The sequence below is a fragment of the Kitasatospora sp. NPDC088742 genome, assembly GCF_055584905.1.
This window is the reverse complement of the sequence record NZ_JBVJLD010000067.1, coordinates 1-13,285: the sequence shown is the minus strand read 5'-3', so window position 1 is coordinate 13,285 and position 13,285 is coordinate 1. Positions and strand designations below refer to the sequence as shown.

The following is a 13,285-nucleotide window of genomic DNA, read 5'->3' as shown; positions in this document are numbered from 1 at the left end:
CGACGCCGCCCGCGGGGGGCCGCACATCAGCAGAGCCTCACGCTCCCAGGGCGACCGCCCTCCCCAGGGGCGAGCGGTCGAGGGCCAGGCACAGCGGTGCGACCGCCAGGCTGACCGCGACCAGGAAGAGCCAGGGCAGGGCGGCGCTCCGGGCCAGCAGCAGGGTGAGCAGGGCGGGAGCGACCGTCTGGCCGGCGGTCCAGGAGAACTGGAAGACCGCCAGGTACCGGCCGCGCAGGTGTTCCGGGGCGAGCGAGACGCTGAGCGCGTTCACCAGCGGCGTGGCCGCGGTCTCGGCGAAGGTGTAGGCGAGCGTCGCGAACACCAGCCCGGCCCCGACCGCCCACCCCGGGACCGCCCCGAGCACCGCGAAGAGCGCGAACGCGGCCGCGTTGACCAGGCAGGCCGCCGCGATCACCCGCACCGGCCGGTACCGCTCCAGCCACCGGCTCACCGCCGTCTGGGTGGCCGTCACCTGAAGCCCGTTGAGGACCAGCAGCGCTCCGGCGATCCAGACACCCAGGTGCAGGCCCTCGGTGAGGTGCACGGCGAGCAGCACGTTCAGCACCAGCGCCGCGAACACGAAGCCGAGGTTGACCAGGACGAGGAGCAGGTAACGCCGGTCCCGCAGCACCACCGCGTAGCCGCCGCCGGGGCGTTCGCGCGGACCGGTGGCCTCCCCGGCCGGGCGCCAGGTGTGCAGCAGCCGGGCCGCCACCAGGTAGCTGACCACGTTGGCCAGCACCACCGCGCGGAGCCCGGCCGCGCCGCCGACGCCGACCAGCAGCGCGCCGAGCGCCCCGCCGACGCTCATCCCGGCGTTGCGCAGCGCGTGCAGCAACGCGAACCAGCGCGGGCGCTCCGGCCCGTCCTCTGGGCGGTGGCCGTGCAGCCGCACTGGGGCCGGATCCAGCGGCTGGTCGAGGGTGAAGTGCTCCACCGCGCACGGCAGATGGCGAGCGGCGGGGCAGCCGCGCTGTTCGCCGGGCTGCACCCCAAGGTCAGCTGGGCCGACGACACCTTGCGGATCGGCCACCCGCGCTTCGAGGCCACCCGCACCCTGGCCAGCGGTCAGGGGCTGGTACTGGTCCCCACCGCCTTCCTCTGGCCCGGGGTCTACTCGCAGAGCAACCCGCCGCACCAGCCCGGCCTGGTCTACCCGCCGCGCTCTGGGAGAGCACGCCCGCCCACACCCCCGACACCCTCGCCGCCCTGCTGGGCCGCTCCCGGGCGCTGCTGCTGGCCGAGTCGGGCGCCCCCGCCTCCACCAGCGAACTGGCCGCCCGCACCGGCATGCCGTCCCCCACCGTCTCCCACCACCTCACCACCCTGCGCGCAGCGGGCCTCGCCGCCTCGCACCGCACCGGGCGCACCGTGCTCTACCTGCGCACCCCGCTCGGCGAGGCGCTGCTCAACGGCGGATAGCGCGTCCTGACGGAGGGTCAGCGGGCGGTGGGTTCGCCGAGCCAGCCGAGGGCGGCCACCTGGATGCCGGCCTGGAAGCGGCTGCGGGCGTCGACCCGGACCATCAGGTCGGCCATCATCCGGCGGACGGTGCGCAGGGAGACGCCGAGCCGTTGGCCGGCCCGTTCGTCGGTGAGGCCCTCGGCGAGGAGGCGGAGGAGTTCGCGCTCCTGGGCGGTGAGGCCGCGCGGATCCCGTTGCACGGTCTCGCCCAGCACCCTCGCCTGGTCCCAGAGTTGCTCGAAGAGGGCGCGCAGGGCGGCGATCACCCCGGGGCTGTGCAGCAGTACGGCGCCCTTGCGGGCGTCCTCCGGGTCGATCGGGACGATGGCGGTGGCGTTGTCGACCAGGATCATCCGCAGCGGGAGGGTGGGGGTGGTGCGGACGGCCCCGCCGAGCCCGTGCAGCCAGCGCGCGTACTGCACGGTGGCCGGGTCGTTGCGGACGCTGTCCTGGTAGATGGTGCGCATCCGGACGCCGCGTTCCAGGGTCTCCTGGTCGAGCGCGCGGCTGGCCTCCATGACCTGGGGCGGCTGGGGGCCGCCGGGGGCCAGTGCGAGCACCTCCGCGGCTGCGTCGGAGGCGAGTTGGATGAGCCGGCCGCGGACCTCGCCGAGGTCGGTGATCAGTTCGACGCCGGTCTGGGTGGTGGGCGTCCGCACGCTCGCGTACTCGGCGATCAGGCCGGCCATGGTCGCCCGGCTGCGTTCGATCTCCTGCTGGCGGCGGGCCGCCTCGGCCTCCTGGAGGGCGAGCAGGGTGGCGAGGCCGAGCTCCGGGTTGACGGCCCGCCAGCGGTCCTCGGCGCCGGTGGGTCTGGTGAGCGCCAGGTCCGCCAGATGGTCGAGCGCCGCCTTGACGTCGGCCTCGGGGGCCTCCAGCCGGGCGGCGATGCCCTGGGTGTCCAACTCCGGGTGGAGCAGCATCGTCCGGTACACGGCTTCGCCGAACGGGTCGAGCCCGATCGGCCGGGGATCGGTCAACGGCCCGTCACCAGAAGGTCGGAACACATCACACCCTCCCCGTGAGACCGGACATCGGACCGGCGCACCCGCTGACCGATACTGACTGGCGGTCAGCGTAGCGTCACCTGACGGAACTTAGAACAGTCTTCCGGACAATCGCGGCGATCCGATGGATGAACCGTGAAGACGCCCCGCCGCCCGCGGGGCGCCCGCGGACCGCGACATGTTGGTGCCAGGCGGGGAAATGCCACCGTGAACTGCCGGTCGGAGGCCTGACGGTGCCTCAGGCTGTGTGCTGTGTACGCGATTCGTGCCCACCTGGAGACGAGCGGACCCCTGGCCTGCCCTCCGGTGGCTCCGGCCGTACGGGACGGCCTGGAGCGCGGCTTCCGGGGGCCGGCCCGGCTCAGCCACGCGCGGATCCGGGTGAGCCCGCAGGCCGTGGACGCGGTGGCCTTCGTGGTGGCGGGCAGTCTGCTGGACGCCGAGGACGGGCTGCGCGAGGCCTGGCAGCAACTGACCACCCAGGACAGCGTGCTGAGCGGCTGGCACCTTCTGCACTGCGAGGCCGACTCCCGGCTCGCGCTCGGCCTCCACGAGCTGCCCAGCCTCCCCTGACCGGGATCGGACGTTCCCGCAGGTCAGCCCGGCTGTCACCACCGTGGCACCACATGACCCGAGCTGGCCTCAGGGTGTCACGGCACTCTGGTGCCAGCTCCGGGTGCTGACAGGAACCACCCCGGGCGGCCAATCTCATGGTGTCGGCAAGAACGACGGACCGGAAACCGGGACAGCAGCCCCCCAGGGGGCCCGGTGGGAACGTCGGCCGCACCCTTCGATCCCCGGAAGCAGCCCGGGGTTCAAGTCGAACGCGAGAGGTTCGGGCACACCCATGACGCAGAAGGTCCGTTTCATCACGATTGTCGCCCTGGGTTTCAGCATCCTGACCGGTACGGCCGCACTCCAGCTGGCCGACACCGCCCCGGCCGCCGTCGTCATGACGGCCGACGGCGCCCCCGGCGACGTGGCCAACAACGCAACCGGTGGCCAGCCCGCCCCCGCCTCGACCACCACCCCGGCCCCGATCCCCACCGGCACCCAGGGCACCTGGGGCTGGGGGTGAGCCGAACCGGCACGGAGTGCACCACCAGCACTACCAGCCCCACCAGCACCACCGTCTGACCGTTCGTCAGCCCTCCTGTTCGCCCGAGACTTCCCTGTCACCGAGGTAGCCGGATGATCACCCCTCTGCTGGACCAACCGCCGTACCGTTCGGCCCCGGGCCACACCCCCGGGACCACCACCGTGAACGTCCTGCTCGCCGACGGACACCACCTGTTCCGCTCGGGACTGGGAGCCCTGCTCGACCGGGAGGCCGACCTCGCCGTGGTCGCCGAGGCGAACACCGCCGAGGAGGCCGCCGACGAGGCCGCCAGGACCGGGCCGACCGTCGCGGTCCTCGACCTGGACCTGCCGGGGCCGGGCGGCCCCGCCACCGCCGCCCTGATCCGCGACCGCTCCCCGGACACCGCCGTCCTGCTCCTGATCGCGGTGCCGCGCTCCTCCGACCTCCAGCGGGCGGTCGCCGACGGGGTCGCGGGGATCCTGCTCAAGGACGTGCCCCCGGGCGCGCTGATCTCCGCCGTCCGCGAACTCGCCCGGGGCGGACGGGTGTACGACCCCCGCCTGCTCGCGGAGGTGGTCCGGCCGGCCGCCGTGCCGCTCACCCCGCGCGAGCTCACGGTGCTGGGCCACGTGGCCGAGGGGGCGACCATCTCGGAGGTCGCCGCCGCCCTGTCGCTCTCCCCCGGCACGGTGCGCAACTACGTCTCGGCCGCCATCGCCAAGACCCACGGCCGCAACCGCTGCGACGCGATCCGGATCGCCCGCGAGAACGGCTGGCTCTAGAGCCTGGAAACACCCACGGACATGCCGCTGCCCCGCCACTCCACGGCGGGGCATCGGCATGTCCGGACGTCTTCGGTGCAGAAAAATACGACGGGTCGTCACTCCCCGCGCGAGGTCACCACGATGTCGTGGAAGCCGTGCGCGGTGCGCGGCACGTCGGCCGGGCGGCTGCCGATCAGGAACTCGCCGACCGAGGACTCCGCCGTCCAGTCCAGGCCGAGCGCCCGGGCCGCCGCGTCGGTGTCGCCCGAGCCGAGGCCGCAGGGGGCCAGGCCCATCGCGGTCGCCACCAGGTACAGGGTCTGGTAGACCACGCCCACGTGCTTGAGGGTCAGCGCGTAGGCGATCTGGCTGTACTTCCAGGAGAGCCGGCCGAACCGCGAGGTGACGGTGAGCAGCACCTGCGGGTCCACCGTGCAGCCGGTGGCCCGCCAGGCCGCCGTCATCAGTTCGCGGAAAGCCGACTCGTCGGCCGGGCCGGCGAACGGCCGCGGCCGCAGCCGGTGGGCCGCCGCGTCGTAGCGGTAGACGCCCGGCACCAGTCCGTCGCAGCGCACCACCGAGAGGTAGACCTCGAGTTCACCGGTGGAGCCGCCGGCCGGGTAGGGCCGGTCCACGATGTCGTAGCCGTGCGGGTCGGACGGGTCTCCCGGGATGATCCGGCGGACCCGGGCCACCCGGTACAGCAGCTCGCCCAACTGGGCCAGGGTGACCGGGGTCTCGGCGTAGCTGCGGACCGAACGGCGGCCCTCCAGCACCTCGCTGAGCGCCGGGTCGCGGGCCAGCACCTCGTCCCAGTCCGGCACCGGCAGGTCGATCCCGGTGCCGTCCTCGCGGGCTCCGACGCCCGGCAGCGCCGGGAGTTGGGCCACGTCGGTATGGGCGAAGACACCGCCGCTCGGGTAGTCGTGCCGGCCCGGGCGGCTCCGGGAGTGGAACAGCAGGTCGTGGAAGTCCCAGAGCGGCGGCTCGCCGGTCGCCCCGTCGTCCAGGAAGCCGGCGCCGGCCAGCAGTCCGGCCAGCGCCTGCCCGGCCGGCTGGCTGATCCCGGCCAGCAGGGCCGCCTCGGCCACCGAGCGGTTGGCGGTGACGGCCGCCACGAAGGCGCCCGCCGCGGGCTGGTGCAGCGTCAGGCGGAACGGCGCCATCGGGGACTCCAGCACGCAGGCCCCGGCGTGCTCCTCCGGCAGCCGCCGCAGGTACGCGAAGCGGGACAGCACCACCGAGGCGGGGGCCCGGACCAGGCCGGGCAGTCCGGCGGCCCGGGCGATCGGCACGGCGGTCGCCAGCGGTTCGCCGAGCGGGTCGGCGAGGGTGGTGGAGACCAGGTAGGGGAACCGGCTCAGCAGGTGGTAGAGCCTGCCGCCGTCGGCGAGCTCACCGACGTCGAGGTGGTCCCGGGTGAGTGCGGCGAGCCGCTGGACGGTGTCGGCGCCGAGCGCGTGCACACGCTGCCGGCCCCAGGGGTGGCTGAGCTCCAGGTCGTCGCCCTGGGCGGTGACCTCCACCTCCGGGCGCAGCCGCAGCAGGGTCCGCGGCGCCCCGCCCTCGGCGGCGAGGTCGGGTGGAAGCTGTTCGGTCACGGTCATGGTTGAACCTCTTTCCGGGCTGGGCCCGCCGCCGCCTCACCATGTGGTGCGGGCGGCGGCCGGGCGGGTGGATCAGATGAAGATCGGGATCGGGTTGAGGTCCTCCTCCGGGGTGGGCGCGTCGAGCCAGCCCAGCGCCACCGGCACGTCGTACAGCCGCCCGGGCGCGAACCTGGCCCAGAAGTGCCGCATCCCGGGGACGATCACCTTGGCCACCGGGAGGCCGATGTCCGGGCGGGTCTGGTCGAGCACCAGGAACTCCATCCCCCGTTCCTCGACCAGGCGTTGGACCAGCGCCAGGTCCTCGGCCAGGTCGGCGCCGGCCAGCGGCTCCCAGCGGTCCGGGCCCGCCGCCTCGGCGGCCGGGTCGGGCACCAGGTAGGGCTGGTTGGCCACCGTCGCGGTGAGCCACCACTGCTTCTGCTCGCGGTCGGCGCCCGCGTAGCTGACGTGGCCGTTCTCGTCCCCGGCCACCGGGCCGAGGAACTGGTTCATCTCGGTGAGCGCCCGGGTGAGCGCGATGTGCGGGTCCAGGTGGGCGCCGAAGGCGATCAGGATGTCCTCGGCCGGCTTGTCGGTCCGCCGGGAGAACGCCCCGACCACCGGGATGCCGAAGTCCGAGGTCAGGTCGAGGGCCCAGATCTCACGGTTCAACCCCCGGTAGATCTCCCGGAGTTGCCCGATGTACGGGTCACCGAAGGCGTCCAGGTCGATGGCCGGGCGCTGCACCCGGTTGTACCACCAGAGCGCCACCGCGTCCCGCTCCACCAGCTCCAGGAAGCCCTGCAGGGTGGCGTCCTCGAAGGAGGTGCCGGCCGCGCAGCCGTTGGAGTCGCCGGCCGCGAAGAAGCCGTCGCGGTGCCGGTAGCCGTAGTACAGCGACATGGTGGGCAGCCAGCGGGTCCGCCGCTCGGTCAGCGACCAGGCCGGGGACCACTCCAGCTGGTCCTCCTCGCGGAACCGCTCGGGGATCGTGTTGAACATCGAGGGCTGGTCGTTCCAGCTCTCCCGCTCGGCGTACTGCCGCTCGCTGTAGAGCAGCGAGTGCGACGGGTGGACCGCGGCGTCGCCGAGCTCGGCGTAGCTGGCCCGGCGGCGGGCCTCGTCGCCCTGGAAGACGCCGGAGTAGCGCTCCATCGCCTCGCCGAGCGCACTGGCCCGGGCCTGGACGTCAGTGCGGCCCTTGCCGCAGCTCACCGACCGCAGGCCGGTACGGAGTTGCTTGAGGTCGCCGCTGCGGCGGGAGAGGTTCTGGCCGGAGATGTAGACCCGCAGACCGGTGGGCGTGCGCCCGGCCGGCACCAGCGAGGTCACCACGCCGGTGACGGGCGAGAGTTGGGGCTGGTACTTCTCCAGCATGTCCTCCGGCGAGGCGGACCGGTGGCCGCCGTCGGCGGTGAAGGCCTTCGGGCGGCTCTCGAACCGGACCGGCTCCGACTGCCGCTGCGCGACCAGGCCCTCGTCACCGCAGGCCGCGCACTGCGGGCGGCGGATCAGCCGGTGCCGCTCGGTCTCCAGCAGCACGGTGTCCAGGGTGAGCACCACCGGCTCGGCCGGGCGGACGCCGGCCAGCCACTTGGCGGCCTCCAGGGCGGCCAGCTGGACGCCGGTGCCGAGCGAGGGGGTGAGGTGGGCGCCGGCCGTGGAGATCGGGGTGTCCTGGCCCAGCCGGTGCTGGAGGTAGCTGAGCGACTGGCGGTTGGCGGAGAGCCGGTGGGCGAGGCACTCCCAGCAGCCGGTGGTGCCCTCCTGTGCGGCCGGGCCGGGCACGAAGACCGGGCCGACCCAGAGGATCGAGCCGACCGGACGGGCCAGCAGCCACGGGCGGCCGCTCTCCCGGGCCTCCCGGTCCCGCTCGGCCAGGCCGGGGTGCAGGTAGTCCTCGGTCAGCGCGATGGTGAACTCGGCGTCCTGGTCCACCGTCACCCCGGCCCCGGCCAGGGCGGCCAGGAAGGGCTCCGGGTCCAGCTCGCCGTAGACCTCGACCCGGGCCCGGGCGGAGCGCAGCGCGGCGTCGGCGGCCGCGCCGTCCAGGCCGGCCATCTCGAAGTAGGCGGCGGCGGAAGGGTCCTGGACCCGTCCGGTGTCGGCCAGGTAGCCGCGCTCGCGCAGCCGCTCGACCGCGATCCGGACCTTGTCGGCGGGGACGGTGCCGCGCAGCGCCTCGCCGATCTGCTCCGCGGTGCGGGTGCCGTCCAGCAGCGGGGCGAGGGCCTGGGCCAGGCCGCCGTCCACCACCGAGACGCCTCGCTCGGAGACCAGGTAGACGGCTTCGCCGTCCACGACGTACGGGGTGTAGTGGTGCTTGAAGCCGATCGCGGGTTCGGCCGCGACGTTGGTGTCGGCTGTTCCGGTGTCGACTGCACTGGTGTCGGACATGACGGTCCCTCGGATCTCGTGCGCGGTCGGCTGGTCAGCGGAGGGTGGCGAGCGGGGCGGTGGCCGGGTCGAGCAGGCGCAGCAGCAGCAGGGCCACGGCGGCCGAGCCGTCCAGGGCGCTGACGTTGATCCGGTCGGCGGCGACCCGGTCGGGGTACCAGCTGCCGGTGGCCCGGTGACGGGCGATCAGCTCGCCGACCAGCAGGGCGGCGGCCTCCCGGCCGTCGTAGAACGGGCCCGGCAGCAGCGAGTCCAGCGGGTCGGGGACGGTGTGCAGCAGGCCGGCCTCGGCGGCGCTGAGCGCCTCGCCGGCGGTGGCGACCAGGTCGCGGGTGGAGCGGCCGGCGATCTGCCGGGCACTCACCGGCGGGGTGAGGGCGGAGAGTTCGGCCGGGTCGACGGTGCCGGAGCCGAGCGCGACGGCGGCGTCCAGGCAGGCCAGCCGGCCTGCCCGGGTGGCGGTGGCGAAGCGGTGGCCGCGCAGCCGCTCGCGGACCGCCTCGGCGTTGGCGAGCAGGGCGGGCGCCTCGGCCACGGTGCGGGCCAGGGCGGCGGCGATCGAGTCGGGACCGGAGGGCACCAGGTCGAGGAAGCCGTTGTCGGTCTCGGCCGCGTCCTCGGCCGGCTCGGCGGCCAGCTGCTCCAGGGCGGTGGCGGCCAGCGTCCGGATGCCCTCGTCGGTGGGCGCGTGGCCCGGGCCGGTGACCCGGCGCAGCCGGAGCAGGTTGAGCAGCAGTCCGGCGCTGCCGAGCGGCGCGTCCGGGTTGGGCAGCCGGACGGGGCGGCCGGGGCGGGCCGCGACCGGGGTGGCCACGCCGACCGCGCCGGGCACCAGGGCCTGGGCGGAGGCGACCAGTTCGGGCTCGCCGAGCAGGGTGCCGACCCGGGCCAGGGCGTGGATCAGCGCGCCGGGGCCGGAGAAGCCGCCGGGGACGGGCGCGCCGCCGGCCAGCCGGCTGTCGGAGGCGAAGGCGAAGGCCCGGGGGGCCTGAGGGTCGATCAGCCGGGCGGCGGTGGCCATGGTGTGGTGGGCGGCGCGGTGGAACCGCGGCTCGCCGGTGGCGGCCCAGAGCTCGGCGAACAGGACGCCGAGACCGGCGGTGCCGCTGACCAGGTCCGGGCCGAGCACCTCGACCTGGCGCAGGCCGCTGCCGGGGTACCAGCTCTGGCCGAGCCAGCCGGTGCCGTGCCGGTCCGCGAGCAGCTGGTCGCCGATCTCCACGGCGTGGTCCAGCAGTTCGGCGTTGCCGGGGAGGTGGGCCCGGACCGAGCGCGGCACCACCGGGACGGGCAGTTCGGTGCCCGAGCGGGCGGAGTCCACACAGCCGGTGAGCACCGCGAGGTGGGCCTCCAGGTCGAAGCCCTCCAGCTCGGCGACGCGCTCCTGAAGGCGCTGCCAGCCGGTGGAGCGGAAGTGGCCCGGGATCTCCCGGCCGTCGGCGGTGAAGGCGGACGAGGAGGAGGTCAGCGAGCGGAAGAACGGGATGTCCAGCTGGCGGAAGGAGTCCAGCTCGGCGAGCACCACCTCCAGCAGGTCGCCGCGGCCCGGGTCGCCGGCCAGCGCGGTGATGGCTCCCTGGAGGGCGCCGGCGATCACCGTCTCCCGGGTGGCGCCGCTGTCCAGCGCGAGCGGGCTGGTGGAGGCCCGGATGATCTTGTAGCCGTCCCAGGTGTGCCGCCAGATGTAGCGCACCCAGATGCCCCGGAACCCGGCCAACGGGCCCTCGGCGTCCGCGAGTTCACCGCGCAGTGCGTACAGCGCCCGGTGCATCTCGCGGTACCCCTCGGTCACCTCCTCGGTGTACTGCCACGGGTCGGCGGTGACGGTTGCGCCGCTCTCGTCCACCCGGACCGGGCGGTACGGCGGCAGCGGCAGCGCGGCCACCCCGGGGGTGACCTCCAGGCTGCCGATCCGGGACAGGCAGCCGATGTCCAGGGTGTCGGAGTGCTTGGCCGGGGTCCACGGCTGGAAGGCCATCGCGGTCCGCACCACGGTGGACTCCAGCGCGTCCAGCAGGCCGTGCTGCTCCACGCTGATGCTCGGCGGGGTCTGCACCCTCGGGTAGAGCAGGCACTCCAGGTCGATCATCGCCGGGTACTCGCCGTCGGCCAGCAGGTTGTCGGCCCACAGGTCACGGCCCTCCAGCAGCTGGACCAGGCGGATCGTCATGCCGAGGCGGCGGTAGAACCGGCCGAAGCCGCCCTCGTCCGCCACCGGGCGGTGCGGGACGAGCTGCTCCCAGCCGTAGTCGCTCTCGCAGTCGGTGGCCAGCGAGGCGGCGTGGCCGTCGTCGCCGCGGTCGCTGCGGATCAGCACGGTGCGCAGCGGCAGGTCGAGCGAGAGCTCGCGGTTCAGCCGGGCCGAGAGCTCCAGGTAGGCGGAGACGTGCCGCATGTCCTTGGGCTTGTAGACCACGGCCGCACCGGTCTCGAAGTGCAGCAGCGCGACCGAGCGGCCGCCGGCGTGCCGGTCACCGGCCTCGCCGCGCACCTTGCTCAGCGCGCCCGGGTCCTCGCCGTCCCACATCCGCTCGACCAGCAGCGCGCGGTCCGCCGCGAGCCGGGCGAACATCTCGGTCTGCACGTGCTGCCACTGGCGGCAGACGGTGCCGACCAGGAAGGCCAGCCCGGGCAGCCGCTCCAGCCGGGCCAGCCAGCCCTCCTGGGAGGTGTCCAGGCCGCCGACCTCGTCCCAGTCGGTGGCGCGCGGACGGCCGGTGGCGGCCTGGAGCTCGTGGCAGAAGGCCAGCTTGCAGGACTCCACCAGACGGGCCGTCAGGGTCTGGGCCAGGTCGGCGCGGGCCGCCTCGGCGACCGGGACGCCGAGGATGCCGTCGGCCCCGTAGGGCAGCAGGGCGTCGGCGGCCGCGGCGAAGGCGGCGGTGAGCGCGCCGGGGGCGGAGGTCCCGGGGGCCGGGGAGACCGGAAGGGTGCGCAGGAAGACCGCCAGCGCCAGGGCCCAGTCGGGCAGCTTGGCCGGGTCGGCCAGCACCACCGGGCGCAGGCCGTCGCCGAGCGGGCGGCCGGTGGCGGCCAGGTGCTCCAGCAGCGCCCCGGCGCCGCCGCGCTCGCCGGCCGCCCGGCGCAGCCAGGTGTCCACCGCGGCGGTGCGGCCCCGGCGGTCCTCGTCCGGGTCGGGGGCGAAGAGCGTGGAGCCGTCCGCGCGGGCCTCGGCCCGCTCGGGGAAGGAGGCGGCGGCGGCCACCACGGCGCGCAGCCGTTCGTCGCCGCGGGCGGGGCCGGGGAGCAGGGTGCTCCCTTCCGCGTCCTGGTGGGTATCCGGGTGGCTGGCGGCGTCGGTGGTCGGGGCGGAGGCACCGTCGACGGGGAGCCAGGTCTGCAGGTCGAGCGGCATCTCACATCTCCTGGAGTCGGGCGAGTCGGGTGAACAGCGGGTCGTGGCCTAGTAGTTCGTCGTAGGTGCCGGAGGCCGTGACCCGTCCCCCGGAGAGGACGTGGATCCGGTCGGCGGTGCGGATGGTGGAGAGCCGGTGGGCGATCACCAGCCGGGTGCGGTCCAGGCCCGCGACGGCCTCGGCGACCCGCAGCTGGGTCGCGTTGTCCAGCGCGGAGGTGGCCTCGTCCAGCAGCAGGACGGCGGGCCGCCGGACCAGGGCGCGGGCCAGCAGCAGACGCTGCACCTGGCCCCCCGAGAAGCCCTGGGCGTCCTCCCCGACCCTGGTGCCGAGGCCGAGCGGCAGGGCCCTCAACTCCGCGGCGATCCCGGCCAGTTCGGCGGCCTCCCAGATCCGCTCCTCGGTCACGTCCGGGTCGCTGCCGGCCAGGTTCTCCAGCAGCGAGCCACGCAGCATCCGGCCGTGCTGGAGCACCGCGCCGAGCTGCCGCCGGACCAGCCGGGCGTCCAGCCCGGCCAGGTCCTGCCCGTCGTAGCGGACGGTGCCGGACTCGGGCGTCTCGAAGCCGAGCAACAGCCGCACCAGGGTGGACTTGCCGGCCCCGGACGGGCCGACCACCGCGACCATCTCGCCGGGCCCGGCGTGCAGCGAGACCTCGGTCAGCACCGGCGTGGCGGTGCCCGGGTAGCGGAAGGTGACCTTGTCCAGCGAGACTGCCCCACGCAGCTCGCCGGGGTCGTTCGACTCCGCGTGCCCGTCGGCCACCCGGACCTCGGCCAGGATCGGCCGGATCCGGTCCAGCACCGGGGCGATCCCGTACGCGCTGGCCGCCGCGTGGGTGACCTGGCCGAGCGCCGCGGCGACCTGGCCGGCCGCCACCCCGGCGGCCATCAGATGGCCGGGCAGGGTGTGCCCGTCGAGCACCGCGCCCGCCAACAGGACCGTCAGCAGCAGCGGTTGGAGCCCCGAGGTGAGCGCGGCGGCCGCCGCGTCGGCGCGCTGGGCGGCCGCGTCCGCCCGCTTCTGGGCGGCGAACGGCACCGCCCAGCGGCCGAAGGCCTGGATCTCCCGGCCGGCCGTCTGGATCTTGTCGATGCCGAGCAGCAGCCCGTACAGGACGCCGTTCAGCTTCCCGTGCAGTTCGAAGACCGCACTCTCGTGGCGTTGGCGGCGGCGACCGAGCACCAGCAGCAGCCCGGTCACCACCAGGACGGCGAGCAGCAGCAGCCCGCCGAGCCAGGCGTCCACCAGCATCAGGACCGTGAGGCCCGAGGTGGCGAACACCGCCCCCAGGACGGCGCTGACCAGGACTTCGGACAGCGCGGCCCGGGCCTGGGCCACCGCATTGGCGCGGTGGACCAGGTCTCCGGTGCTGAAGTCGCGGAAGAACCGGGCGTCGTGACCGAGCAGACGGTCCCAGACGGCCGGTTCCAACGCGCTCTGCACCCGCCCGGTCAACCGCACGGCGGCGGTGTTCCGGACGATCACCAGCATCCAGGCCGCGAGCACGGCCGACCCCAGCAGCAGGGCCAGCCAGCGGACGGGATGCCGGTCGGCCGCCATGAGCTCCGGCATCAGCACACCGGCGCTCAGCGGCACGATCAGCCCGAGCAGCGCCGCGCCC

10 protein-coding genes and 1 pseudogene are annotated in these 13,285 nt (G+C 74.8%); 5 read left to right on the top strand and 6 right to left on the bottom strand.

What is annotated here, in order from left to right; all coding sequences use genetic code 11:
• Window positions 1-37: 37 nt before the first annotated feature.
• Window positions 38-940, bottom strand: coding sequence for an MFS transporter (locus ACZ6ZR_RS34970; protein ID WP_465649430.1), 903 nt, complete (start codon window positions 938-940; stop codon window positions 38-40).
• Window positions 941-952: 12 nt separating this feature from the next.
• Here ACZ6ZR_RS34970 and ACZ6ZR_RS34965 point away from each other — a divergent pair.
• Together ACZ6ZR_RS34965 and ACZ6ZR_RS34960 are read left to right on the top strand one after the other, a co-directional pair.
• Window positions 953-1,102: pseudogene (locus tag ACZ6ZR_RS34965) on the top strand (ArsR family transcriptional regulator); the annotation flags it as partial.
• 2 nt (window positions 1,103-1,104) lie between these two features.
• Window positions 1,105-1,425: an ArsR/SmtB family transcription factor gene (locus ACZ6ZR_RS34960; RefSeq protein ID WP_465649480.1), complete on the top strand. Its 321-nt coding sequence runs from the start codon at window positions 1,105-1,107 to the stop codon at window positions 1,423-1,425.
• A 17-nt stretch (window positions 1,426-1,442) separates the two neighbouring features.
• Here ACZ6ZR_RS34960 and ACZ6ZR_RS34955 read toward each other — a convergent pair whose 3' ends face one another.
• Entirely contained in the window at window positions 1,443-2,447 is a 1,005-nt protein-coding gene (locus tag ACZ6ZR_RS34955; protein ID WP_465649429.1) for a LuxR C-terminal-related transcriptional regulator, read from the bottom strand.
• A gap of 279 nt (window positions 2,448-2,726) precedes the next feature.
• Here ACZ6ZR_RS34955 and ACZ6ZR_RS34950 point away from each other — a divergent pair, with 279 nt between their 5' ends.
• From ACZ6ZR_RS34950 to ACZ6ZR_RS34940, 3 genes are all read left to right on the top strand, one after another.
• A complete protein-coding gene (locus ACZ6ZR_RS34950) occupies window positions 2,727-3,047 on the top strand; it encodes a hypothetical protein (RefSeq protein ID WP_465649427.1) in 321 nt (106 codons plus the stop codon).
• Window positions 3,048-3,321: 274 nt separating this feature from the next.
• Window positions 3,322-3,552 (top strand): hypothetical protein, encoded by a 231-nt coding sequence (locus ACZ6ZR_RS34945; RefSeq protein ID WP_465649425.1) that lies wholly within the window; start codon window positions 3,322-3,324, stop codon window positions 3,550-3,552.
• A 113-nt stretch (window positions 3,553-3,665) separates the two neighbouring features.
• Window positions 3,666-4,337 carry a response regulator gene (locus tag ACZ6ZR_RS34940; protein ID WP_465649424.1) on the top strand — a complete coding sequence of 224 codons (672 nt, stop codon included), beginning with the start codon at window positions 3,666-3,668 and terminating at the stop codon, window positions 4,335-4,337.
• 98 nt (window positions 4,338-4,435) lie between these two features.
• Here ACZ6ZR_RS34940 and ACZ6ZR_RS34935 read toward each other — a convergent pair whose 3' ends face one another.
• The 4 genes from ACZ6ZR_RS34935 to ACZ6ZR_RS34920 form a co-directional block, all read right to left on the bottom strand.
• On the bottom strand, window positions 4,436-5,926 hold the full coding sequence (locus tag ACZ6ZR_RS34935) for a SagB/ThcOx family dehydrogenase (RefSeq protein ID WP_465649422.1): 1,491 nt from the start codon (window positions 5,924-5,926) through the stop codon (window positions 4,436-4,438).
• Between the two features lie 72 nt (window positions 5,927-5,998).
• Window positions 5,999-8,305 carry a TOMM precursor leader peptide-binding protein gene (locus ACZ6ZR_RS34930; protein WP_465649420.1) on the bottom strand — a complete coding sequence of 769 codons (2,307 nt, stop codon included), beginning with the start codon at window positions 8,303-8,305 and terminating at the stop codon, window positions 5,999-6,001.
• Window positions 8,306-8,339: 34 nt separating this feature from the next.
• A complete protein-coding gene (locus ACZ6ZR_RS34925) occupies window positions 8,340-11,660 on the bottom strand; it encodes a type 2 lanthipeptide synthetase LanM (RefSeq protein ID WP_465649418.1) in 3,321 nt (1,106 codons plus the stop codon).
• Between the two features lies 1 nt (window position 11,661).
• The coding region (locus tag ACZ6ZR_RS34920) for an ATP-binding cassette domain-containing protein (RefSeq protein WP_465649417.1) at window positions 11,662-13,285 on the bottom strand (1,624 nt) is incomplete at its 5' end.